Here is a 23747-nt window from a genome sequence, read left to right as displayed (position 1 = left end):
AAATCCGAGCATTTATGAAGACGAAAAACATATATACGATTATCCTTTTCTTCACCTGCGCATTGCTATCGGCCTGTAAGGAGGATTTCTTGGACAGAAAACCCGATGATCAGGTGGATGCCGAGCAGGTTTTTACAAGATATAACAAGACCAATCAGCTCATTACCGACCTGTACGACAATGCAAAAGGCTCAAACAGTCCGCTGGTATTCTTTTCCCACTTTTCCACAGCGCCCGTAACCGATGAAGCCGAGGGTTCCACCGCCGAAGGAAGCCTCACCAACAAGTTCAACAACGGTGACTGGAATGCGAATGTAATGCCGGCCGGGAGCAGCCGGGGCCAGTACTGGTGGGATCTGTACGGCAGGATCCGCAAGGCCAACGTGATCCTGGAAGGTGTACGGAAGTACAATACGCCCGATAATCCCTTGCAGGCAGGAGACCTCAACAAGCGACTGGGCGAAACATACTTCCTGCGTGCCTACTTCCATTTTCTGGCGGCACGAATGTATGGCGAAGTGGTGTACGTGACCCACACCATTAATCCGAGTGACCCGATGGACTTCAAGCAGGAATCTTTTCATTCTATTGCTTCCAAAATTTACCAGGATTGTGATTCTGCCATGGCGCTGGTGCCAGCCAGCTGGGGTGGTGCTGATTTTGGCAGGATTGATAAAGGTGCCTGTCTGGGCCTGAAAGCCATTGTAGCCTGGATGGCCGCAACACCCATGTGGAACGGAGGATCATTTCCGAATGATACGCGACAGTTCGCATCGGAATATACGTACAATGCAGACCGCTGGAATACTGCCAAAATAGCCGCGAAAGCAGTTATCGATTTTAAAGTGGATGGCCGGCAGCGCTATTCCCTGTACCAGGGGCACGATGCTTCTGATTTCAGGGATGATGCGGGTGTTGATAATAACAATTCGAAAGTGCCGGCCCGGCTCTGGGACATGTATCACAGCATGGAAGCATTTCAGAATGAGGCCATTTTCTTTGTCACACGTGACAAGGACAACAACTGGCAGGGCGACATTTATCCGCCCAGCTGGGGAGGAAGCTCGCGTCAGATGCCGGTTCAGGAGCAGGTGGATGAGTACGAGTACATTGCGCCCGATGGGTTCGGATACCCGGTATATGCAGCCCGCGCCAAAAAAGACGGATATGACGATACCAATCCTTACGAAAGTGTAAAACGCGATCCGCGTTTCCACAGGGATGTCATTTATCATGGTGCCACATTCAAGGGAAAAGTGATCAACACGGCCTCGGGACCGGACAAGGTGGGAGCCACCAACTCCACTACCACGGGGTACTTTCTGCGGAAAATCCTGAGAGAATCCTGGAACAGGGATAAAAGTTTCTCCATCAGCGGTCCGCCGGTTTGGCGCCTGCCGGAGTTCATGTACATCTATTGTGAAGCTGTGAACGAAACCGCCGGTCCGAATGCGGAGATCTATGACATGCTGAACACCGTCCGCAAAAGATCATTCATGGCGCCCATACCAGTGGCGGCAATGACGAGCAAGGCGTTGATGGACGAGTACATCAAGCGGGAGCGCAGGGTGGAGCTTTTTTATGAAAACAACAGGATATGGGCATCGCGCCTGTACCTCGAACCCAGCTCACCGAAAGAAATCGCCAAAGAACAAGCCTGGCAAAGTGCGGGAACTACGAATGACCAGCGTTCGCAGAATGTGTGGCCGTATCCCAAAGCGCAGCGCATGATCAATGGGATGAAACCGGTTGAAGACCCGGCAGGGAAGATTGTGGTGGATGGCAAAACTTACAAAATGCAGCGATACTTTATAGAAAGCCGCGTTTTTGTAGCACCAAGGCATTACTTGTTCCCGATTATGCAGGACGAGCTGCAAAGGACGCCGACCTTAAAACAAAATCCAGGCTGGTAACACCCCGGATCAAACCTGCCGAACCCGGATGGGTATGGCAGGTTTGGCCCATTTATTTCGTGCGCCCCGAACCACAGGTGCGAGCCAGGGCTTCGGTATATTCCTGCGGTACCGGGTAGCTGCCGGTTTTTTTGCGCAACTCATAAAACCGCCTTGCCTGAACACAGTCATTGGCGCGGAAGTATGCCGTAGACAGCTTGAATAATGTATTTGGATTTAAGCTGTCGGCCGCATACGATTTCAAAAACAAAGAAATAGCTGCCGACAAGGTGGCCGGATCCCCGGTATTATCATATTTTCTTATGAAAATGGTCGCTTTGTCCGTCAGCAATTTTGGATTTTTGGGATTTTTTTTCAAACCCTCATCATACTGTTCCAGGGCTTTGGCCAGGTCACTGAACGAAGAGTAGATGGCTCCCCATCCCCAATAAACGTCTTCATTATCAGGATTTAAGAGCCACGCCTGGTTAAAGCGGTACATGGCCGTTTTTACCTCACCTTCCTGAAGATACTGGAAACCAGCTTCGATCAGCATATCCGAGGCTTTTTGCCTGCTTCCTTCCTGCTTTATATAGCTTTCGATCAGCTGTTTGTCGGCATCCAGCTGAGCCCTGGTTTTTGGTTTATTTCCGTATTTTGGAAGAAGTCTGATATTCTCCTTTGCCTCTTTTTGCCATTCTTTGTAGCTTATGTCCTGCGCCGATGAAAAGTGAGAAATGCAGGTGAAAATGGCCGCCAGGATGAACTTCACTGACCCGATATGATTTTTACTGATACTGTATTTTACAGATTTTTGTCTGGCCATCTGCCGCGTTTTTTGTTAGCTGGTTTTTACTTTTTACTACTGATTACCGGAGTAACCCAATCCCTGGCGTTTGAAGTTCATTTCAGTCGGGTGCATGCAGACGGCGGATTGCGGACGAATTTTATCAATTGTGTTGCACAAACCTCCGAAGGCTATATCTGGGTGGGCACGCCAAACGGCCTTCACCGCTTTGATGGCAACAGTTTCCACCAGTTTCATGTTACCGGCCCCAACCGCATTCCGCCGCTGCCCATTGATGAAATCCTGAGCATCGGGGATGGAAAGCAGCTGCTTGTACGCATGGGCAACCACATCGGAAAATTCGATACGAGGACTTTTATCTTTCACACGGCAACAATTCCAGCGCCTCATTCCGCATCGCCCAAGTACGCCTACAAGCTCACAGCCGACCGGCAGGGCCATGTTTTTCTGATTATGCGGGGAGTGAAAATTCTGGTTTATAACGCAGCAAAGAATGTTTTCGAGTCTGATCCCTCCATCATCAGCTATCCCGAAAACCTGAAACCGACATCCCTGCAGCGTGATGCCGCAGGGAATATCTGGATAGGTTCGGCATCGGGAATGGGCGTGTTCAGTCCTGCAAAGAGCCGGTACTACTCGGCAGCGGATGTATCCGCCTTCCAGTCAACGCTGAAAAAGGCCGGGCACATTCAGGCAGTCACCCACTTTCTCATCGACAGCCGCGGAAGGCTGATCATCCATAGCTGGCCGGAGCAGGGAGCTTCCGGCACTTTCCTGGTAGATCCTGCGCAAAAGCTCGCAAAAACGTTGCAGTGCCATCCTTTTCCTCATTCCAATTATTACGAACTCACTTCCTTTGAAGAAAAACAGGGCATCATCTGGGCCTTCGGGACAGATATTTTCAATATGCTGGAAGATGATGAAGCTGGCTTTCAGGGGTTTTACGATCCTGCGAATGCCGATTACGGGATCAATGCCAATCACATCCGGCAGGTATTTGAAGACAGGGACAAAAATCTGTGGGTGGCAACTGACAATGGTCTGTATACGATGGCGATCATCGGCGATCATGTCAGAAACGGCACGATCCCGAACCTGAATGGAGCCAATCTGACGGGTGTGAAAGCACTGCATGATAACAAGCTGGTGTTTTCAAGCTGGGGCAGCGGGTTGACGGCATTGGAGTACGATGCGCAGCTCCACCTCAGCCAAGATCATGACCTGACGGCTGCTATTTACCGGGGCGTACCCGTCACCGATCAATGGTACAAATTTGTTTGGGACGTCTTCGAGCAGCCCGTATCCAAGATGCTCATCATTGGCTGCCAGCACGGGAGGCTCATCTACCACGACCGGCAGCAGCGTCGTTCCAGATTCGTGGTGCCGGCTATTTTCAAAGAGTCAACCATCCGGTCCATCGCGGCCGATACGGCGAAGCATTTGTGGTTTGGCACCCATACCGGCCTGCTGGTCAAGCAGACGGGCGCTACTTACAGCCAGATTGCCGACTTTAAACATCCGGTTGTCAAGTTGTGCAGTGACAAAAAGGGGAACCTCTGGGTTGCAACGGACGGGAAAGGCATTTTCCAGTACAATACGGCTACCAACCGCCTGGTCAGGCATTTTGACAGTCAGCACAATGCACTCACAACCGACCGGGTTTCAGATCTGATGCCGGTCAACGACAGCACCCTGGCTGTGGTCACGACCGCGAACTTTGATCTGCTGCATTTAAATACCGGAAAATCGCATCGTGTGAGCATGTATAATGGTTTGCCGGCGGGCGTAGTCACGTCCGTGCAGCAGGATGTGCACGGACGGCTCTGGCTTTCCACGGTATCGGGCATATGCAGGCTGGATCTTAAAACCGGCCAGTTTCACCTGTTTGATCATAGTCTGGGTCTGGCCACCATGTCCAACCATAGTAATCTGATGCTCACCTCGGGCAGGCTTCCCGACGGTAAGCTGGCATTCTGTGCGCAGAAGAACTTCGTTATTTTCGATCCGGTCAAAATGGTTTCAGCCCGCCCGGCGCCCGATGTGGCGATCACCGACTTCAAGCTGTTTGACCAGTCTCTGCCGCTTGATTCTCTGATAAAGTCAAAAACCGTAACGCTGAGCCACAATCAGAACTTCATTACGATTGCATTTTCTGCATTTACCTACGGCAGCGAGCCGCAGCCTGCATACTACTACCGGCTGGAAGGAGCCAATAGTAACTGGATCAGGTCTGAAAACAATTACTCGGCCACTTTTGCCTCCCTCGAACCGGGCGATTATGTTTTTCATGTGCGCTCACAAAACAAGGACGGACTTTTTTCACCCCATATTACAAAACTGCCCATTCGCATCCGGCCGGCATTCTGGCAGACCTGGTGGTTTACGGCCCTCCTGATCCTGGGGGCGGTGCTGCCATTTTACATTTTCTACGTGCTTCGGCTCAAACGCATCCTGGCCATCCAGAAGATCAGGGAAGGCGTTGCGCGTGATTTGCACGACGATATGGGATCCAATCTTACCTCCATTTCCATTTTGAGCGAAGTGGTCTCCAATACTTTGCTGCCTGCACAGGCGCGTGAGAAGGAATACGTAGGGCGGATCAGTACCAGCAGCAGCCAGATGATGGATGCTATGGATGATATTGTGTGGAGCATCAAACCTGATAATGACTACCTGCACCGCGTGGCCGCCCGCATGCGCGAGTATGCAGCATCCGTGCTTGAACCGCAGGATATTGCGTTTAATTTCGAGAGTACCGAGGGCGACAGGATGCTCAAACTGCGCATGGACGACCGGCGCAACCTGTTTTTGATTTATAAAGAAGCCCTCAACAACCTGTCCAAATACGCGTCTCCCACCAGGGTTACCATCAGTCTGCATTGCCGGAATGGTATCGTGGCGCTGCTGGTCGCTGACAATGGTACCGGCTTTGACACCGATGCAGTGAGCGGGGGCAATGGTTTGTCCAACATGAAAAAGCGGGCGGCTGCCTTGTCGGGCAAGCTTGTTGTTAATGCTTCGCCTCAGCGTGGCACCGAAATCCTGCTCACATTTCCCCTGAAAAAGCCTGTGCGGGGCATTGGTGGAAGTTTCCGGTTAAAATTCTGAGTACTGTTCATCCGCCGGCACCCTGTTCAAATCACATCTTTATGTGAATGCGCGCTGTTTTGTACTGCCCTAATTTTGTGGCTCAATAAAAATTTGATCTGCCATGAAAATTACCTCAGCCTGCATCATCCTGAGCCTGCCCGCCTGCAAACCAGTGAAGGAAGATTTGTCATTTGAAACGCCCATCCGCATGCTCGCTCCGGGAAGCGGCGCCACCATTTTCAAGCATACGGGGACGCAGTCAGGCAAGCCCGGACTGATCGTAGCATTATATGGCAAAGCTTCCGCTTAGCGGATTAAAACATGTTAGCCATGAAAACATTGAAACTGATATGCTGCATGCTGGTAGCAGGCTGCATGTTGTACGCCTGCCAGCAAGGCGAGCCGGCATTGCAACCCGAGCCACAGGTTCCGGCCGGGGGAACCCCCACCGATACTGGCAAGCCGGCAGGTGAGCCGGTACAGAAAAGGATAGGTCCTGCGGGTGGTACGATCTCTACCCCCGATCATGTTATAACCCTGGTGATTCCGGCAGGTGCCCTGAGTGCTGACACGCTTATTTCTGTCCAACCCGTAGAAAACAAAGCCTGGGGCGGCACCGGCCTCGGTTATGAGCTTGGACCCAAAAACCTGGAATTATCCAAAGTGGCGACGCTGATCTGGCATTATACCGATGCGGATATAGCCGGCTCGGCTCCCGGTGCGCTGGGGATCGGCTACCAGCAGTCCGACCGGAGCTGGAAAGGGCAGGGGAAGCTACTCGTCGATCAAGCCGGCAAGACGGTCACCGCCCCGGTCACCAAAATGCTGCCGGTTGCTTTTTATAAAGCCTATTTTATGGAGCCTGGCCAACGATCTGTATGGCCGGGAGAGCAGGTACCGCTGACGGTTTTTTACCAGAAAGGTCATGCAGACGACGGGATTCCATTGGAGCCGTTGATTGAGCCTGTGAAGCTGAAAAAAGAAGATGTAAAAAACTGGCGCGTCAACGGCGTCGACCTGACCAACCACGCGGACCCGCTCCTGGGTACTCTTTCCATCCCGGGCGACGGAGCTGCGGCAATCTACCAGGCACCGGCCCGGGTGCCCCTGCTCAACCACATGACCGTCAGCGTAGCAGTCGTATTCAGGCAGGTAAATGCAGAATTGACCCTCTTTTCAAACCTGAAAATAGAAGCTCACGCAGGTCTGAAAGGAACAAACCCTGTACGCCTAGGCGTACAGGGTTTGTTGTTTTGGTAAATATCTTACAGCTAGACAACCTGGCTTTGAACCATCTGCCTGATTCCTTCTGCGTATCCCACGGGCTTGTAGGCGAATTTTTTTTCGAATTTGCTGCTGTCAAACACGTAATCCCGGTCGTACTGGTAGGCCATTTCTTTGAGCTCTTTCAAAATGGGGATAAACAAGCCAAGTACCTGCATCATCAGCCGGGAAATGATGTAGTAGCGGGGCTGCACCTGCATTTCTGCTGCAATCATGTTGATAAAATCCTTGCCTGTCAGCCTTTCATTAGAAGTAGGTAGATGCCACACTTCCCCGCAGACATCGGGTGTGTTGCCGAGCAGCGCAAGAGACCTGCCAATGTCGGGAACGTAGGTAAAGGAATGCACCTTGCCGGCATCGACCTGCCAGAATGCCTTTTTTCCTTTCCGGAACTCGTCCAGTACCGAAATGCTCAGTGGGCTGTTTTTAACATCGGGTCCATAAAAATCAGCACTGCGGGCGATCAATGCCTGCAAGCCCTGCGTGTTCACTGCATTGAAGATCATGTCCTGCACGGCGGCACGTACTTTTCCTTTTTCACTCGGCGGCTCTACTCTTGAGCGCTCGGTCATATTTGGGATCTCGCTGGCCTGGTACATGTACACGTTATCCAGAAAAACAAGGCGTGCATTCGCTTTCAGGCAGGCATTGATTACATTTTTGATCAGCACCGGCCAGTCGCGCCTCCATACCCGAATGTTGTATTCCAGGCCTGCCGTAAGATAAACCACGTCCGAACCCTGGACCGCAGCTTCCACCTCCCGGGCATTCAGCAGGTCCGCCGGAAACAATTCGTCGTCCGCATTGACCCGGGCGGGGCGGCGGGATACAAGCCGGATATGACCGGTATATTTTTTCAGTTCTTTTGCCAGGACTATGGCGGTGGCGCCGCCTGCGCCGAGTATCGTTTGCATACCGTTTTTTTTAACAAATGTACCGCAGGCAGCCAGGACTAAATGTTGACGAAAGTTAAGATTTTGCTTCCGCAAACAATCTTTTGCGGATCCGGCTCAGACTTTCAGGCGCAATGCCGAGGTATTGCGCAATGTACCGCTGCGGTACCCGCTGAAAAATGTCGGGACGTGAATGGGCCAGCGTCAGGAAACGCTGCTGGGGCGTGTAGGCCAGCAGGGATTTGGTACGCTCCATACTTTCTGTTGCAATGCGCTCCACGAGCACACGGAAAAATACCGCCGTGGCAGCCGACTCGCGCAGCAGCATGCCCAGGTCATGGCACTTGATGCACAATACGGTCGTTTCGGTCAGGGATTTGATATGGGAAGCAGCGCCGGCCTGTTTTGAAAAACTTTCCAGGTCGGTGATGAATTCATTTTCAAAAGCAAAGTTGCACGACTTTTCCGTGCCGGATTCGTCAAGATAAAACTGGTGTAATGCGCCTTTCAGTATAAAAAACACCTCGGACGCCGGGTCACCGGCCTGCAAAAGGATTGCACCCCGCTTGTACAGGCGTTCTTTGAAAAACGAGAGGATGTAGGCTGCCTCGGCATCTTCAAGTTCCACATCCTTCCGCATGGTTGTGATCAGCGCTGATACCATTTCTGGGGCTTAGTTAATGTTACATATTGCATTGGACACAAATATACGCCTGCATTCCCGGCACCTCGCTTGGCTGGCATCGGATGCGCGGGGCAATTTCACTTTTCCATATCCAGTTCGCCGGGTTCCGTATCCGGCTTTGCATAGGTAAGCCGGCCCACGGCCTGCGGAATGAAGTAGGCATCCAGCCCGGCAACCGTCATGGTTTTTGCTTTCACATGGTTAATGGTGCCATCGCTGCCGAGCAAATCATCGTCGATGGCGATCTCCATTATTTCGCCGACCACAATGGTGGTGCCATTGATTTCCATATCAATGGTCTGCCTGAGTTGCAGTCCGATCCGCACGGTGGATTGCCGCACGAAAGGTGCCTGAAACCCGGGAATGTAGTAGTGCTCAAATCCGCAAGCGTCAAACTCGGATATGCCCGAAGGATAGCTGGCGCTGGTCTGGTGCGCTTGCTTGTACCAGTCGGGCAGCACATTGTTGAGGGTAAACTGCCCGGTTTCCCGGATGTTGCGGAGCGTATCATTGTGTTCCCGCTCGGGGCGCATCACGAGACCTATGAGGGGAGGATTGGCTCCAAGGTGGAATGCCGAGCTTACGACGCAGAGATTTGTCACCTGCCCGTTGCTCATGGTACCGAGCAGGTTCAGGGATTTGTAGCCAACCAGACTGTTGATCAGTTTGATCCTGAAATGTTTTTCGAGCTCCGCAATCTGGTCTGTACTGAATTTTTGCATAAAATGAATGATAATTTAATCTGCCGGAAGCCGCCGGTTACCGTATTTCCGTTGTTTAATGGGCCGACAGCCTGGCCAGGTAGGGAACCAGTGTTTCTTCACCGGGTGTAAGTCTGGTATTCAAAACCATTCCCGCCTTGTCCAGCGTGGCGGCAGCACAGGCAGATGCAGGTAAGATCTTCAAGTTCATAGCGAAAGTTTTTCCGGGAAGTTGTGAGGTACCAAGCAGGGACAGGAGCCCATATCAACAATTTTCGAGTAAATTAAGAAAATAGCCGGCTTAACAAACTGAATAGGTTACAAATTGGATAAAGGCTGGATATTTTGCTGGAAAAAGCATTAAACCAAAACCCGAAATGGAAAACAAGCTTACATTGAATGAAAAGTCGGCCGCTTCCCGGAGAGACTTTGTAAAAGCGGCGGGAATTGCCGCCGCCAGTTTTATGATTGTCCCCCGGCACGTACTGGGAAAAGGCTTTGTTGCGCCCAGCGACAAGCTGACCGTGGCCGGCGTCGGGGTAGGCGGTAAGGGAACGTCGGATCTTTCCAACTTTTTCAAAAGCGGCAAGGCAGATATTGCCTACCTGTGCGATGTGGACGACCGCCGGGCCGCAACCAGCATCACCAACTTCCCCAAGGCGAAGTATTACAAAGACTTCCGGGAAATGTTCGAAAAAGAATCCAAGAACTTTGATGCAGTGTCCGTTTCCACGCCGGACCATACCCACGCCGTGGTTGCGATGGCAGCCATGCAGCTCGGCAAGCACGTGTATGTGCAGAAGCCGATGACCCACGACATTTACGAAGCCAGAAAGCTCACCGAGGCGGCAGCAAAATACAAGGTAGTGACGCAGATGGGCAACCAGGGTTCATCCGGCGATGGCGTGAGGACACTGCACGAGTGGTACGACGCCGGCATCATCGGTGATGTGGACACGGTGTACATCTGGACCAACCGCCCGATATGGCCGCAGGGCATTCCCTGGCCGGCAGAAAAACCGCCGGTCCCGAAGGAACTCGACTGGGACCTGTGGCTGGGTACAGCTCCAAAAAAAGACTATGTTGACAACCTCATTCCGGGTAGCTGGAGAGGGTGGTGGGACTATGGTACCGGCGCCCTGGGCGACCTGGGATGCCACCTGATGGAGGCTCCATTCCGGGTATTGGGACTGAAATATGCCACCGATATGCAGGCGAGTGTGGGCAGTGTCTTTACAGCTTTTGGTAAAAGAGGTATTTTCCCCGACAGTTGCCCGCCGTCGAGCCACGCGACGCTTACTTTCCCTAAAACACCAAAAACAAAAGGTCCTGTTACCATGCACTGGATGGATGGCGGCATCAAGCCGGAACGTCCGGAAGAACTTGGCCCGAACGAGCTTTTTGGAGATGGAAACAGCGGGATATTGTTTGTAGGGTCGAAAGGAAAGATGATGGCCAGCGAATACGCGGCTAATCCGCGCCTGCTGCCACTGAGCAAAATGCAGGAAGTGAATGTAAAACAGAAATTTGCCCGGGTACCCGGAAGTGCCGAGGGTCACTACGCCCAGTGGGTTGAAGGGTGCATTGCCGGGTATGGGAAAATGGAACTCAGCTCACCGTTTGAACTGGCGGGACCGCTTACAGAGGCTATATTGGGTGCAAACCTGGCCATCCGCGGCGCAGACATGCCCAAAGCGAGGGAGGACGGCAAAGGTTTCACGTATCCGGGAAGCAACATGAAAATGCTCTGGGATGCCCAGAATATGAAGGTTACCAACTTCGACGAAGTAAACCAGTACGTTCGCCGCACTTACCGCGACGGGTGGAGCCTGGGCGTTTAATTCTTTATACAAAAAGTAAAAGCGCCCTGGCGATCGGAAGATTGCCGGGGCGCTTTTTTGCCGGGTGCACCATGTTGCTTTCCGGGCCTAGCGTACTTTATAGAAGTAACTTCTTTTGGCCGCACAGCACGGTGGTCTGTATCAGTATCTGCCCTGTATTTTTTCCACGGTTGCCTTCGTACCGTCTGCCAGCTGATCTACTTTTTCCTTCGCTCTGTCTGCATAGTCGTCAACGGTATCTTTGGCATGCTCGGCTACGAGGTCAAGTTTAAGACGGGCCTCGTCCACTTTTTCCGCGGCGATCGCCTTCGTAGCTTCCCATTTTCCCTGTACTTTCTGTTTCTGGTCATAAAGCATGCTTCTGAGATTGTTGCTCAACTTGTAGCCCGATTTCGGGGAAAGCAGCATTGCAACAAACGCTCCCGCAGTGGCTCCTACGAGCAAGCCCAGTGTAAAGCTGCCGTTTGAATCGCCCGCACCATCATTTTCATACCTTGATTTCATTGTCTCCGAAGTTTAAGTGAAATGCCCCAAGCAAGCTAAAACTATGCCAACAGCAGCGCACACTGCAAAATACTGCGTGAATCAGGCTGCTTTTTCCGGGTGCATTTACCCGTAACCACCCGCCTAAGCCCTGACTGTACCCGTTACGTCCAGCATAAAATTGTGCAGATCGGTGTTTCTGACAAAAGGTTTGAGGCCCTCACTGCCGGGACCAAACATGGCCAGCTCTACATAGTCGGCGGAGTGGTCCATCCCGGCCCAGCCGATGCCCGTATAGTGGCTTTGTATGAGCGCCAGTTCCCGGAAAAGGGGTTTGTTGGCAATGTATAATCCGCTTTCACTTTTGGCACTGAACAGGCTCACGAGTTTTTCAGCCTCATCTTTTTTGATCGCATAACCTTGTGCAAACGCAATACGGTCAATCAGCTGGGAAGCGGAAGGGATCTCCTGGTGGTCGCCCAGGATCCAGTTGTTGGTATGTTTAAATTTTTGGAGCAGGTCAAACTGCCTGTCACTTCCAAACAGACCGGGATTGGCATTGCCATGGTCAGTCGTGATAATCACAAGCGTTTCCTTGTCTTTTTCAGCAAAATCAAGAGCTACCCGCACCGCCTCGTCGAAGGCAATCTGGTCGTACAGCAAACCGCCAGCATCATTGGAATGCGCAGCCCAGTCTACTTTTCCACCCTCGATCTGCACCGCAAATCCCTTTGGATTTTTAGAAAGCAGTTCAAGTGTCTTGCGGGTCATTTCTGCCAGTGCAGGTACTGATTTCTGAAGGTCGGGCGTAGCGGCAGCGTCCAGCGCGTAGGGGAGGGCTCCCTCACAGAATACGCCGAGAACCGGTTTTTGCAGATTTTGCAGCCCGAGCATCGCGTCCCGGTCTCGCACCACCTGGTATCCGCCCTGCTGGTAGGCTGAGAAAAGATCAGTTTTGTCTTCCCGTTTATCGCCCATGAAAAATTCAGCACCTCCACCCATCATCACATCGAATCTTAGGTCCAGGTACTGAGCGGCAATCTCGGATTCGTCGCCCCGCGATTTGTTGTTAATGCAAAAGCCCGCAGGTGTGGCGTGGGTAATCGTCACCGACGTGACGCAGCCCACGGATTTTCCATATTGCCTGAACTTCTGAAGGATCGGTTTATTGAAGCTTCCGTCTGCATTGACATTCAGGTTTCCGTTGGGGACTTTCCTGCCGCCGCCCCAGGCGGAGCTGCCGGCGGCGGAGTCTGTGACCAGCGCATTGAATGAGGAGGTTTCCATAAATGCCCGCCGGCCGGTTTGTTCCCGGTACAAGCTCATCCAGCTGCTCTCCCGTCCTTCCCTGCGGCTGAGCAGCAGGTCGGCCATGTTCAGTGTGCCTGTGCTCATGCCGTCGCTCACCATGAAGATGATGTTTTTGGCACTGGGTCTGGGTTTGGAAAAAGGAGCAGCTTGCTGGTTCCTGAGTACCGAACCGGCAGCAAGGAGCCCGGCTGAACTGCTGGTGAAAAACTCCCGTCTTTTGATTACGCGCATTATTTTCAGGTTTTATCTCACTGCAAAGCTACTGTCCCCCCTTTTACCTGAATGTTAAGTCAAAGACCCCCTGCATCAAGAAAGTATTAAGCGGCAAGTTTGATCCGCCTTCAAGGCAGGCATTTCTTCAAACCCAAGGGATATTTTTAAAAGTTATTTCTACGTAAATGACAAATAAATTGCGTAGAAGTAATTTCTGTTTACATTTGGAAACATGTTCTTTATGGTATTATAACTTCTATTCTGATCTACGATGATGGTACAATTTACTGCTACTTTACATCCGGCTCGCCGGGCCTGGCGGCAATCCGGGCTCAAAGTGCTGATGCTTGCATTGATCGCACCTGCGTCTGCTTATGCCCAAGGCACCGATACCTTGCTCGTAGCGAGAGATGCAGCTTCCAATGCCCGTATGACCGTTTTTCAGAGCGGCGGGTTCGTGCTCAGCGGCGTCTACAATCCCTTTGAAATCGGCGTGCCTGCCACAGGTGCAGGGACACGGCTCATGTGGTACCCCGGAAAATCCGCATTCAGGGCAGGCAGCATATCCAATGCACTTTGGGACGATGCTTACATTGGAGAGTATTCCATAGCCATGGGTAATGGAGCACGTGCTACGGGCGAGGCGGCCACGGCATTCGGGCTGCGTACGGGTGCTGTTGGCCCCTCCTCATTTGCCGCTGGTGAAGACAGCTATGCCAGCGGTGCTGCATCCGTAGCATTGGGGTACCATGCACATACCAATGCCCGGCAGGGCAGCTTTGTATTTTCCGACAGATCCAGCGTGGATACGCTGCGTGCCGGTGTGAACCACTCGGCCAACTGGCGGACCAGCGGCGGGTTCCGGATTTTTACCACATCCAATCTTTCCACAGGCGTAACCATTCAGAGCGGTGCTTCTATGAGCAACTGGGGGCAGCCTGCTGCTGTAATTTCCACCTCGACGGGCGCCTATCTGACGACCAGCGGCGTATGGCAGAATGCTTCTGACGTTCACCGGAAACACCTTTTTGAAGCGATTTCCAATGAGGATGTCCTGGAAAAACTGCGCAGGCTGCCGGTTACACGGTGGAGCTATAAATCGGATCCTGAAAAGATCAGGCATATCGGACCCATGGCGCAGGACTTCTACGCGGCATTCGGCCTGGGTAGCGACGAGCGCAGCATCGGTACGGTAGATGCTGACGGGGTTGCGATGGCAGGCATCAAAGCCTTGGAGGAACGTACGCGAAACCTCGCATCGGAGCTCGAAAGCCTCAGGGCCGATAATGCTGCATTGCGTCAGACGCTGCATGATCAGGAGCATGATTGGAAAAAAATGGCAGGTGCCGGGTTACTGGTGCTTGCACTGGCTGGTTTCTTCAGGGGCTTGATGGTACGACGCCGCATCATGAAGACGCTGGGTGTACTCATGGCAGTGGCAGGATTGGGTGCGGAAGCTTCGGCCCAGGGACTGTCCAGCCGGGGGGGAGCGCTGACGCTGAAAGGCGGTATTTTACAGGTAAAGGGAGACCTGCAACTGGATGGAGGAACATTTACCAACAATGGTAATTTCTTTCTTTCCGGTAACCTCGTCAACAACCAGTCCGAGACTACGGCGGATACCGGAACTATCACCTTTGACGGGAATACCCTACAAACGGTAAGCGGCAGCGTCTTTTACCTGTCCAACCATCTGACGATAAACAATCCTGCGGGTATTGTGCTGAACAATCCCGTGGAGGCGGGCGGAACCGTAACTTTCACCAACGGTGCGGTTGATGCCACGCAGGTTCCGCTGATCTTAGGTGAAAATGCCATTGTGGAAGGCGTGTCCGATGTAAGCCACGTAACCGGGAATATACTGAAGCGCGGTCTGGGAAGCTTTACATATCCTACCGGAGGCAACGGAAGATACCAGCCTGTCACCGTAGATCTTACAGAAAACAGCAATGGGCTGATTGTGCGTTATGTGCCCGAAGATGCAGGCACAGCACCATTTGCCGGCGCCGGTACGAAGGCTGCCCTGGAAGCATACAACAATCAGGAGTACTGGGATATCATACCCGCAGGTACCGCAACCGGCCGGGTCACCCTGTTTTGGGACGATTTCCGAAATCCTTCACTTACCACGTCCGAAAACCTGAATGTTTACAGCGTGGCCCACCTGACCGGCGGCAACTGGGTTAATGAAGGTTCCGGGGGAGCGGGGACGCCGGCTGCGGGCAGCGTTACGAGCGCGTTGATCAGTACATGGAGTCCGTTTGCGCTGGGTGTCGTTTCAGAGTCCGGGTTGCCGGTGACGATGATCAGTTTTAATGCCCGTTTGGTTGAAAATACGGCATTGCTGGAATGGCAGACCACCAGCGAGGACAATGCTTCCCATTTCGATATAGAGCGAAGCCTCGATGCCCGGAGTTACCGGAAGATTGGCTCGGTAAAGTCGGCTGGCACCGGCGAGGTGCTCAGGCGGTACAGCTTTTCGGATCCGTCTTTTCCCGGCCAGCAGCAAACGGTTTACTACCGGCTCCGGGCTGTTGATCACGACGGTACATTCAGCCTCACGAGGGCATTGTCGCTAAGCTCCCACAGTACCGACCACCTTGCAAAAATTTATCCTAATCCTGCCGGAAGAACCGGCATGGTGACGGTTACTTCCGCAGGATCGGTAACGCTATGGGACATGCTGGGCCGCCAGGTGCCGGTTCGGACCTCTGCATTGGCCGACGGCTCCGTGCAGGTGAGCCTCAGTGGCATCCATGCCGGTTTATATTTCCTCAGATCGGCATCCGGCGATAGCGTCGTAAGCCACAAGCTGGTTGTTGAGTAACCTTTTCTTACTTCTTACATCATCTTTATGAAACGTATTTTCACTTTCCTTTTTGTTATTACAACTGTTTGCGCCAATGCTCAGGTCGGGATTGGTACCCTCACGCCGCAGGCGGGACTGCATGTGGCAGACAGCAGTGTTCTTTTTTCTGCCCCGGGCGATATTCCGGGCTCCCCTTCGCGCATACCTGCTGTGGGTGAAGGACGCCGGATGATGTGGTTTGCGGATAAAGCGGCCTTTCGAGCCGGACATGTGGGTGCAGCCGCCAGCACGTATTGGGATAATGATAATGTCGGAAATTATTCCTTTGCGGCCGGTCAGCATACGCGGGCTTCCGGGGAACATGCTTTTGCAATGGGATTTGAAAGCAGTGCAAGCGGCAACCAATCCGTGGCGCTTGGTTCCAATGGGAATGCTTCTGCTGATCGTACCCTTGCATTCAATGGGTTCGCAAGTGCGGTGGGAGCTATCGCGCTTGGCAGTGGTGCGCAGGCAACCAATGACGATGCACTGGCCATGGGTCCTTCCTCCATCGCATCGGGACTTGCCTCCATTGTGCTCGGACCCTCTATCGCCAGAGGAAACTTTGGCGTTGCCATCGGACTGCAGAACAGTGCAGGGGGCCAGTTCTCCATGGCTTTGGGCAAAAATGCGCGTGTGAAACACCAGGGATCTGTCGTCATCAGTGATGCCAGTGCAACTTTCAGCAGCGATAGTGCTTACAGTACTGCCAACAACCAGCTGACCATGCGTTTTGCGGGTGGTATGAGGCTTTTTACAAATCAGCAAATGACCAGCGGCGTAACGCTGGCCACGGGTGGCGGCTCCTGGGATATGGTGAGTGACAGGCGCAAAAAGGAGAACTTCACCCTCCTTGATGCCGAGCAGGTACTTCGGAAAATAGCCAACATGCCCGTAACCAGCTGGAACTACAAAGCCCAGTCTGCTGCTATAAGGCATGTCGGGCCTATGGCGCAGGATTTTTATGCGGCATTCGGGAGCGATGGCATTGGTACCGATACAACTATCAATGGCGGCGATTTTGACGGCGTAAACATGGCTGCCATACAGGCCCTGGAAAAACGGACGAGGGAGTTGCAGCAGGAAAATGACGGATTGAAAGCCAGGCTTGAAGCGATGGATGCAAAAGTGGCCGCCATTGAAAAGCTGATGGGCGGGCCGGCGCGGAAAGAGGAGGTAACAGCCTCACGCTAGGTTCTCTTTTTGGAAGAAAAAATTATCAGGCAGGTGTGTTTCGAAGAGGTCGTACCTTTCGGAACATACCTGCTTTTTTGTTCCCTGCCTGCCATGCACAGTGTGCCGGACCATATGGCGCATTGTAAATGGTTGAAGGTGAGTATGGGTGTATATTTCCGGAGTCGTGCCCCTGCTTTTTCAATGTCAAATTTTCCTCAAATCCGCATTCGAAAATTTTTTTCAAATATTTCCAGTATCCGGCATTGCCTTGTGTCTATATAGGGCTAAATGTCCGCTAATTTCTGATTCTTCATCATTAGTTATGTTACAAAACCTGGATAAATGCGACGAAAAGCTTTGGAAAAACGCTTTTTATGCGTTGTACGAGGCAGGAAATTTTGACGAAGCTGCCGAAGTTCTGGCCATGCACCGGCCGGGAATGCTCTATTTTTATGGGCTCGAATGGAATTACAACCAGATGAAAAAGTATGATAAAACATTCCGCAACACTTCTGTGGCAATCTGGATTACTTACATTCTGTTAATTACCTGGACCATCTCGTGCAGCACTGCGGGTTTGATCCGCCCCTGAGACGGCGGTATATCCTGTAACTCCGCCACTTTTTACTTTAACTAAAGCAGCAATTTTCAATTAGCGATCGGTCGTTGTTTGCTCAGGGAAATTATCAACCTTGTGTAACCTTAAACATACTGATCATGCTGATAATCAAACAAGTATTTAGGCGGAGAACCTGCTCCGTGCTGTGTATCGGATGTCTGCTGGTCCAGCTGGCGGCAACCGGGCTATTCGCCCAGCAAGCCCCATCCAATAAGCCAAAGTACCGCATCATTTTTACGGTTGTGGAGCAGCAGCCCGAATTTCCCGGAGGGCAGCAGGCTATGGATCAATATTTCGCCGATCACCTCAGCTATCCGGCCGAAGCTGATGATAAGTACAGGAGTAAGGTCATTTTCGCCCGGTTTATCGTAAGCGATTCGGGTGCAATCGACAGTGTCCGCGTATTGAAACCTGTGAATAAATTAGTGGACGAGGAGGTGATCAGGGTAGTCAAAAATATGCCTGTGTGGATCCCGGCCCGGCAAAGTGGCCGCCCCGTGGCGATGTGGTATAATGTTCCTGTCCGGTTCCCTGAAAAATAAAAACGCATTCAGGATAGCTGCCTGCACAGCAATGCATAGCCTGGGAATTTCATTCAGACGAGTAAACGGGAGTTAAAAATCATTTTAAGATATCAGTGCTGGTATTTCGTTTTTGAAAATACCAGCACTGATTTTTTCCCCAACTCCTGAACCGATGAACCGTAGAGAATTTCTTGCATTGTCTGCCGCTGCTGCACTGGCGCCCGCCCTTCCTGCTACCGCCGGGCAGTATGCTTCTGTGCCCATGATCGATACCCACATTCACCTGTTTGACCCGGCCCGCCCACAGGGAATACCCTGGCCTGAAAAAAGCGACAAGCTGCTCTACAAGCCGGCTCTGCCGGGCAGGTACCGGCAGGTGGTGGCTTCATCGGGGGTGGTTGGGGCAATTGTCGTGGAGGCGAGTCCCTGGCTCGAAGACAATCAGTGGGTACTGGATACAGCCGCGCGCGATCACATCATTGTAGGCGTGATCGGAAATCTTGAACCCGAAAAATCCGGGTTTGAAAAGCAGCTGGCACGTTTTGCTGAAAACCAGCTTTTTCGTGGCGTGCGGTACGGCAACCTGTGGGGCCATGACATCGGCGCTCAGGTCCAAAATCCCCGGTTTATAGCCGGTCTGGCCAGTCTCTCAAAAGCCGGGCTGGTGCTCGACACTGCCAATCCTGACCCCGCGCTCCTTGCCGCAATCGTAAGGCTTACAGACAAGCTTCCCGACCTTAAAATCATCATTGATCATCTTCCGCAAATGGCTGTACCGGCCGATAGCGCCTTGCGGAAAGTGTATGAAGAAAGCCTCCGGGAGATTGGGCAAAGACCTCAGATATACGTGAAGATTTCCGAAGTACTGCGCAAGGAGAAGGATTCTGTTCCGACGTCGCTTGATTTTTACCGCGGCAACCTGGACAAGCTGTACGGAACGTTCGGGGAGGACCGGGTGCTGTACGGGAGCGACTGGCCCAACAGCGATCAGTGGCTTCCCTTTGAAGCCGGGCTGAACCTGGTACGTGCCTATTTTCAGGAAAAAGGTCTTGCCGCGTCAGAGAAATATTTTTGGAAAAATTCAATAGCTGCCTATTCCTGGCATAAGCGCGATAATTCCCAGCCCGGATGATTTCAGGGTACCTTCTCACATCAGGCACGTTTGTGCCCGAATCTCCATTTTTGTTTACAGGCACAGTCTTTTTATGATAGTCAGGTTGGGATTCAACTGACGAAGCATGACTTTATATCTTCTCCTTCAAAAATCGACAGCCGCTGCCGGGCTGATCCCCTTATACATTTCTGAATGTGGCTTTAAGACACCGGAGCCGGGACTGGGTGGCGTATAGGGATGAGAGTCGAAAGTTCTGCTTTGCCGGGGAAGACCTGTGGAGCACTTTTCCACTGGGCAAACTTCGCCATAGTATGGCAGCCGGCTCGTTCAGGAACTCCGGAATTTTATGTTTAACGAACATTAACCAATGAAAAAAGGACATCATGTAGAGGTGCCAACTCCCTGGGAACGACTCATGGGAATGCTTTATGTAGAGAGGACCACGATCAATTATATCTTCATTTATGCCATCCTGATCGGCCTTATTGGGCTGACACTCCCGCTGGGCACGACGGCGGTTTTCAATTTCCTTTCGAATGGGGCTGTGTACAGTTCTACGTATATCTTGATAGGTGTTGTGCTGGTTGGGGTGGTGGTAGGCGGACTTTTGCTGATCGGGCAGCTGACACTGGTAGAAGTCATAGAGCAGAAAATCTTTGCAAAAGCCGCGCTGGAATTTGCTTTTCGTTTTCCCAGAATCAAGAGATCGGAGCTTAGCGGTGAAAATCCCCCTGAGCTCGTCAACCGGTTTTTTGATGTGCTCACCATTCAGAAAGGGCTTACCAAGTTACTCGTGGACGTGGTGGCATCCACCGTGCAGATCTTCTTTGCGGCGATTCTGCTCTCCTTTTACCATCCTGTATTTATTGTATTCGGGATTTTTACCGTCCTGGTCATTCTGCTGATGCTGGCACTTTTTTACAAGCGGGGCGTGATGACGAGCATTGATGAGTCGGAGTATAAATACGAGGTGGTCGCCTACCTTGAAGGCGTAGCGGCTAACCTGGACGAGTACAGGAACCATCCGGTGCAGATGAACAAGGTAATTCAGGAAACCGATAAGATTACCGCCCGGTACCTGGATGCAAGAAATGCGCATTTTAAAATATTAAGAAAATTCTTTGCGAGCTCGGTGGTGCTGCGTACCATTCTGATGGGCGGCTTGCTGCTGATGGGTTCTTACTATGTGATCGAGCGGGAAATGACCCTCGGGCAGTTCGTAGCTGCCGAGGTAATTATCGTGCAGATCAGCTATGCAGTTGAAAAGTTTATGACTAACCTGAATACAATATTTGATATGGTAACGGGCAGCGAAAAGCTGGCGGTGGTCACTGACCTTGAACTGGAAGAAAGTGAGGTGAACCATGGCTAGCAGATTCTTGGAAAATGGAAACTGGGAAGAAATGGGGGTTCGTTCCCGGGTCAAAATCCTGAAAACGCGGAACCCCAAGTTGCTGGGTAAAATCATGCTGGCCCTGTTGCTGCTCTTTATCATTATCCTCTTTTTGCCCTGGCGGCAGACAATTCCCGGCCGGGGTAATGTAACTGCGCTGCGACCCGAAGACCGGCCTCAAACCGTACAGAACCAGATTGGTGGCCGGATAGAGCATTGGGCAGTCCGGGAAGGGCAGCAGGTAAATAAAGGGGATACGATCCTGATCATTTCCGAAACAAGCCAGTCCTATTTTGACCCCGAACTTCCCGTGCGATTGCAGGAACAGCTGGCCGCCAAAGAAGGCAGTGAGGATGCAGCCGCCCAGAAAATGGCCGCTACAACCGCACAGATGAATGCACTGCGCAAGGGATTGACCATCAAGCTGAGTGCAGCAGAAAACAAGGTTCGCCAGGCTGAAAATTACGTGAGCATAGACAGTGCCGACCTGGTCGCTGTCCAGCGGTTTTATGAAATTGCCAAGTCGCGCCTCGCACGCTATGAGGCCGGGTACCAGAACGGTCTTTTTTCCCTGACCGACATCGAGTCAAGGAGGCTGAAATTACAGGAAGACAATGCAAAGGTCATCAGTCAGCAAAACAAGCTTAACAATTCGATACAATCCCTCCGGAATGCGCGCATTGACCTCGACAACATCCGGGCGGAATACGAGCAGTCGCTGGCTAAGGCGCAGTCGGATATGAGTTCGGCGGTGTCGAGCAGAGTGAGTGCACAGGGGGAAATATCCAAATTGCGGAATGAAATTTCCAATACCAACATCCGCCGCGGCCTGTACGTGGTACGTGCTCCGCAAAGCGGCTTTGTGGTAAAAACCCTGAAAGCCGGGATTGGGGAAAATATCAAGGAGGGCGAATCCATTGCGACGCTTCAGCCCGAGGCACCCATGGTAGCAGCCGAAATTTACGTGGATGCCATGGACGTACCCCTGATCCTGAACAACAGCGATGTTCGTCTTCAGTTTGAAGGTTGGCCGTCCGTCCAGTTCTCGGGCTGGCCGTCGGTGGCAGTGGGTACTTTCGCGGGGAAAGTGTCGGTTATTGACCTGGTGAGCAGCGAGGGCGGAAAGTACCGCCTGCTGGTAAAGCCCGCGGTTCCGGTGCCTGAAAACGACCAGCCCTGGCCTAAGCAGCTGAGGCAGGGGTCGGGCGTATATGGCCGCGTAATCCTGAGGTCTGTTCCGCTGTGGTACGAAATATGGCGATTGCTGAACGGATTTCCGCCCAGCCTGAAAGCCGAACCGGCCGTGCAGGTAGGCGCCAAATGACAAAGATGAAAAGAGTGGTAGTGATGTTTATGAGAAAGTACCTGATAAAAAGTAAACCTGCGCTTGCATGCCTGGTTTGGCTTGTTACCGGCTTTTCAGCATGCATGGCGCAGACCGATACAGCGGGTAGTGCATCCCGGGTGTTTGCGCTGCATGATCTGGAACAGCTCGTTCTTGCCAATCACCCGATCGTCAAACAGGCGGGCCTGCTCACCGGAGAGGCTCAGGCCAAAGTACAGCAGGCATGGGGGAGTTTTGATCCTGCATTGAAAAGTTATTTCGGAAGAAAAATTTTTGGTGGTACCGAGTACTATAACAATTGGTCCAACGAACTTAAAGTGCCCCTCTGGCTTGCTGGTGCGGATTTGAAGATCGGGTATGACCGTTTTGTCGGAAAGTATACCAATCCCGAGACACGGACCGGCGTGCCTGGCCTGGCTGGGCTGGGGCTGAACATTCCGATCGGCCAGGGACTGTTGATTGATGCCCGGAGGAATACGTTGCGGCAATCGAGAGTGATGGTAAACTATGCCGAAGCAGAAAAGATCAAGCAGATCAATAAAGTCTGGTTTGATGCGGTGAAGGATTACTGGAACTGGTTTTATGCCTACCGCCAGTATTCGCTTATCCGCAACGGAACAGACCTGGCTTATAAAAGATTTTTATTTGTCAAAAATCAGGTACTCATCGGTGATAAGCCGGCTATTGATTCGGTAGAGGCGGCGATTACTTTTCAGGAACGCAGCCTGCAACTTGAAAAGATCAAAGTGGAGCTGAACAATACCCGGCTGCTGATGTCCAACCATTTGTGGAATGAGCGCGAAGAACCGCTGGAACTGCCCGATAATTCAGTTCCGCAGGATACCAACCCGCCGGTTTCCGATTTTTACCGCAACCAGCTTCAGACGCTGATCAGCAATGCAGCCAGCGCACATCCTGAGCTGCTGATGCTCAGAAACAAGGGCCGGCAGCTGGAACTGGAAAGAAATTACCGCAGGGAAATGCTCAAACCCAAGCTGAACCTGAGTGCCTCGCTGATCACCAGCCGCACCGATTTCGACTCCTATGTACCTGATTACTACGATCTCCGGTGGAGCAATTACAAACTGGGCATTGATTTTTCATTTCCATTGTTTTTGCGGGAACAGCGCGGAAAATTACAGGAGATCAAAGTAAAGCAGCTCGCATTGCAATACGATGTGCAGCAGGCGGGACGTGAGATCAATACCAGCATCCTGAGTTCTTTTAACAACCTGGTAGCCTACGAATCACAGCTGGCGATACAAAACCAAAGCATTGCAAACCAACAGTTGTTATTAAATGGAGAGCTGACAAAATTTGAGCTGGGAGAAAGTACTTTGTTTCTGATCAACAGCCGGGAAACCAAGCTGATCGATATGAGGATAAAAATGGCAGAGCTCGTGGCGGGCTACCAGAAAGCAGTGGCAGAGCTCTACTATTCGGTCGGAACAATCGAGGCAAGGTAAACTACGGAATTTCAGAAATACAGCTGTTTTTCCCTGATAGGTACATCCAATAATTCTCTTA

The 23747-nt window shown here is 52.0% G+C and carries 20 protein-coding genes; 13 read left to right on the top strand and 7 right to left on the bottom strand.

Features of this window, described 5'->3' with window-relative positions:
• Positions 1-14: 14 nt before the first annotated feature.
• The gene (locus HWI92_RS07425; RefSeq protein WP_204662229.1) at positions 15-1913 is read left to right on the top strand and encodes a RagB/SusD family nutrient uptake outer membrane protein; all 1899 of its coding nucleotides are present in this window, start codon (positions 15-17) and stop codon (positions 1911-1913) included.
• A 52-nt stretch (positions 1914-1965) separates the two neighbouring features.
• On the opposite strand, the gene HWI92_RS07420 is transcribed toward HWI92_RS07425, so the two are convergent.
• Positions 1966-2718, bottom strand: coding sequence for a tetratricopeptide repeat protein (locus HWI92_RS07420; RefSeq protein ID WP_204662226.1), 753 nt, complete (start codon positions 2716-2718; stop codon positions 1966-1968).
• 12 nt (positions 2719-2730) lie between these two features.
• On the opposite strand from HWI92_RS07420, the gene HWI92_RS07415 reads away from it, so the two are divergent.
• The 3 genes from HWI92_RS07415 (at position 2731) to HWI92_RS07405 (ending at position 7050) form a co-directional block, all read left to right on the top strand.
• A complete protein-coding gene (locus HWI92_RS07415) occupies positions 2731-5808 on the top strand; it encodes a sensor histidine kinase (protein ID WP_204662223.1) in 3078 nt (1025 codons plus the stop codon).
• Positions 5809-5911: 103 nt separating this feature from the next.
• Positions 5912-6100 carry a hypothetical protein gene (locus HWI92_RS07410; protein WP_204662221.1) on the top strand — a complete coding sequence of 63 codons (189 nt, stop codon included), beginning with the start codon at positions 5912-5914 and terminating at the stop codon, positions 6098-6100.
• A gap of 20 nt (positions 6101-6120) precedes the next feature.
• Complete coding sequence (locus HWI92_RS07405) at positions 6121-7050, top strand: hypothetical protein (protein WP_204662219.1); 930 nt, start codon at positions 6121-6123, stop codon at positions 7048-7050.
• Positions 7051-7061: 11 nt separating this feature from the next.
• Here HWI92_RS07405 and HWI92_RS07400 read toward each other — a convergent pair whose 3' ends face one another.
• From HWI92_RS07400 to HWI92_RS25440, 4 genes are all read right to left on the bottom strand, one after another.
• Positions 7062-7988 (bottom strand): NAD-dependent epimerase/dehydratase family protein, encoded by a 927-nt coding sequence (locus tag HWI92_RS07400; protein WP_204662217.1) that lies wholly within the window; start codon positions 7986-7988, stop codon positions 7062-7064.
• A 55-nt stretch (positions 7989-8043) separates the two neighbouring features.
• Positions 8044-8631 carry a Crp/Fnr family transcriptional regulator gene (locus tag HWI92_RS07395; protein WP_204662215.1) on the bottom strand — a complete coding sequence of 196 codons (588 nt, stop codon included), beginning with the start codon at positions 8629-8631 and terminating at the stop codon, positions 8044-8046.
• A 98-nt stretch (positions 8632-8729) separates the two neighbouring features.
• On the bottom strand, positions 8730-9374 hold the full coding sequence (locus HWI92_RS07390) for a flavin reductase family protein (protein ID WP_204662214.1): 645 nt from the start codon (positions 9372-9374) through the stop codon (positions 8730-8732).
• A 55-nt stretch (positions 9375-9429) separates the two neighbouring features.
• Positions 9430-9564, bottom strand: coding sequence for a hypothetical protein (locus tag HWI92_RS25440; protein WP_262897696.1), 135 nt, complete (start codon positions 9562-9564; stop codon positions 9430-9432).
• 166 nt (positions 9565-9730) lie between these two features.
• On the opposite strand from HWI92_RS25440, the gene HWI92_RS07385 reads away from it, so the two are divergent.
• A complete protein-coding gene (locus HWI92_RS07385) occupies positions 9731-11194 on the top strand; it encodes a Gfo/Idh/MocA family protein (protein WP_204662212.1) in 1464 nt (487 codons plus the stop codon).
• 141 nt (positions 11195-11335) lie between these two features.
• Here HWI92_RS07385 and HWI92_RS07380 read toward each other — a convergent pair whose 3' ends face one another.
• Both HWI92_RS07380 and HWI92_RS07375 read right to left on the bottom strand, forming a co-directional pair.
• Complete coding sequence (locus HWI92_RS07380) at positions 11336-11698, bottom strand: YtxH domain-containing protein (protein WP_204662210.1); 363 nt, start codon at positions 11696-11698, stop codon at positions 11336-11338.
• A 123-nt stretch (positions 11699-11821) separates the two neighbouring features.
• The gene (locus HWI92_RS07375) at positions 11822-13219 is read right to left on the bottom strand and encodes an alkaline phosphatase (protein ID WP_229249081.1); all 1398 of its coding nucleotides are present in this window, start codon (positions 13217-13219) and stop codon (positions 11822-11824) included.
• 253 nt (positions 13220-13472) lie between these two features.
• Between HWI92_RS07375 and HWI92_RS07370 the strand changes: the two genes are divergently transcribed.
• From HWI92_RS07370 to HWI92_RS07335, 8 genes are all read left to right on the top strand, one after another.
• Positions 13473-16028: a T9SS type A sorting domain-containing protein gene (locus HWI92_RS07370; RefSeq protein WP_204662208.1), complete on the top strand. Its 2556-nt coding sequence runs from the start codon at positions 13473-13475 to the stop codon at positions 16026-16028.
• Positions 16029-16055: 27 nt separating this feature from the next.
• Complete coding sequence (locus tag HWI92_RS07365) at positions 16056-17243, top strand: tail fiber domain-containing protein (protein ID WP_204662206.1); 1188 nt, start codon at positions 16056-16058, stop codon at positions 17241-17243.
• Positions 17244-17547: 304 nt separating this feature from the next.
• A complete protein-coding gene (locus HWI92_RS07360) occupies positions 17548-17817 on the top strand; it encodes a hypothetical protein (protein ID WP_204662204.1) in 270 nt (89 codons plus the stop codon).
• A gap of 125 nt (positions 17818-17942) precedes the next feature.
• Entirely contained in the window at positions 17943-18386 is a 444-nt protein-coding gene (locus tag HWI92_RS07355; protein WP_204662201.1) for a TonB family protein, read from the top strand.
• A 154-nt stretch (positions 18387-18540) separates the two neighbouring features.
• Positions 18541-19500, top strand: coding sequence for an amidohydrolase family protein (locus HWI92_RS07350; RefSeq protein ID WP_204662198.1), 960 nt, complete (start codon positions 18541-18543; stop codon positions 19498-19500).
• 349 nt (positions 19501-19849) lie between these two features.
• Positions 19850-20854, top strand: coding sequence for an ABC transporter transmembrane domain-containing protein (locus HWI92_RS07345; protein WP_204662195.1), 1005 nt, complete (start codon positions 19850-19852; stop codon positions 20852-20854).
• Between the two features lie 31 nt (positions 20855-20885).
• Positions 20886-22199, top strand: coding sequence for an HlyD family secretion protein (locus HWI92_RS07340; RefSeq protein WP_229249353.1), 1314 nt, complete (start codon positions 20886-20888; stop codon positions 22197-22199).
• A 5-nt stretch (positions 22200-22204) separates the two neighbouring features.
• Positions 22205-23686 carry a TolC family protein gene (locus tag HWI92_RS07335; protein ID WP_229249072.1) on the top strand — a complete coding sequence of 494 codons (1482 nt, stop codon included), beginning with the start codon at positions 22205-22207 and terminating at the stop codon, positions 23684-23686.
• Positions 23687-23747: the final 61 nt, after the last annotated feature.

The organism is Dyadobacter sandarakinus (assembly GCF_016894445.1).
GTDB lineage: Bacteria > Bacteroidota > Bacteroidia > Cytophagales > Spirosomataceae > Dyadobacter > Dyadobacter sandarakinus.
The sequence above is the reverse complement of the archived record's forward strand: the minus strand, read 5'-3'. Positions and strand labels throughout refer to the sequence as shown.

Coding starts and splice junctions, on each gene's coding strand:
- HWI92_RS07380 (WP_204662210.1), bottom strand. CDS start 11,698: ATGAAATCAAGGTATGAAAATGATGGTGCGGGCGATTCAAACGGCAGC.
- HWI92_RS07375 (WP_229249081.1), bottom strand. CDS start 13,219: ATGCGCGTAATCAAAAGACGGGAGTTTTTCACCAGCAGTTCAGCCGGG.
- HWI92_RS25440 (WP_262897696.1), bottom strand. CDS start 9,564: ATGAACTTGAAGATCTTACCTGCATCTGCCTGTGCTGCCGCCACGCTG.
- HWI92_RS07350 (WP_204662198.1), top strand. CDS start 18,541: ATGAACCGTAGAGAATTTCTTGCATTGTCTGCCGCTGCTGCACTGGCG.
- HWI92_RS07405 (WP_204662219.1), top strand. CDS start 6,121: ATGAAAACATTGAAACTGATATGCTGCATGCTGGTAGCAGGCTGCATG.
- HWI92_RS07345 (WP_204662195.1), top strand. CDS start 19,850: ATGAAAAAAGGACATCATGTAGAGGTGCCAACTCCCTGGGAACGACTC.
- HWI92_RS07340 (WP_229249353.1), top strand. CDS start 20,886: ATGGGGGTTCGTTCCCGGGTCAAAATCCTGAAAACGCGGAACCCCAAG.
- HWI92_RS07360 (WP_204662204.1), top strand. CDS start 17,548: ATGTTACAAAACCTGGATAAATGCGACGAAAAGCTTTGGAAAAACGCT.
- HWI92_RS07425 (WP_204662229.1), top strand. CDS start 15: ATGAAGACGAAAAACATATATACGATTATCCTTTTCTTCACCTGCGCA.
- HWI92_RS07370 (WP_204662208.1), top strand. CDS start 13,473: ATGATGGTACAATTTACTGCTACTTTACATCCGGCTCGCCGGGCCTGG.
- HWI92_RS07390 (WP_204662214.1), bottom strand. CDS start 9,374: ATGCAAAAATTCAGTACAGACCAGATTGCGGAGCTCGAAAAACATTTC.
- HWI92_RS07395 (WP_204662215.1), bottom strand. CDS start 8,631: ATGGTATCAGCGCTGATCACAACCATGCGGAAGGATGTGGAACTTGAA.
- HWI92_RS07365 (WP_204662206.1), top strand. CDS start 16,056: ATGAAACGTATTTTCACTTTCCTTTTTGTTATTACAACTGTTTGCGCC.
- HWI92_RS07400 (WP_204662217.1), bottom strand. CDS start 7,988: ATGCAAACGATACTCGGCGCAGGCGGCGCCACCGCCATAGTCCTGGCA.
- HWI92_RS07410 (WP_204662221.1), top strand. CDS start 5,912: ATGAAAATTACCTCAGCCTGCATCATCCTGAGCCTGCCCGCCTGCAAA.
- HWI92_RS07385 (WP_204662212.1), top strand. CDS start 9,731: ATGGAAAACAAGCTTACATTGAATGAAAAGTCGGCCGCTTCCCGGAGA.
- HWI92_RS07355 (WP_204662201.1), top strand. CDS start 17,943: ATGCTGATAATCAAACAAGTATTTAGGCGGAGAACCTGCTCCGTGCTG.
- HWI92_RS07420 (WP_204662226.1), bottom strand. CDS start 2,718: ATGGCCAGACAAAAATCTGTAAAATACAGTATCAGTAAAAATCATATC.
- HWI92_RS07335 (WP_229249072.1), top strand. CDS start 22,205: ATGAAAAGAGTGGTAGTGATGTTTATGAGAAAGTACCTGATAAAAAGT.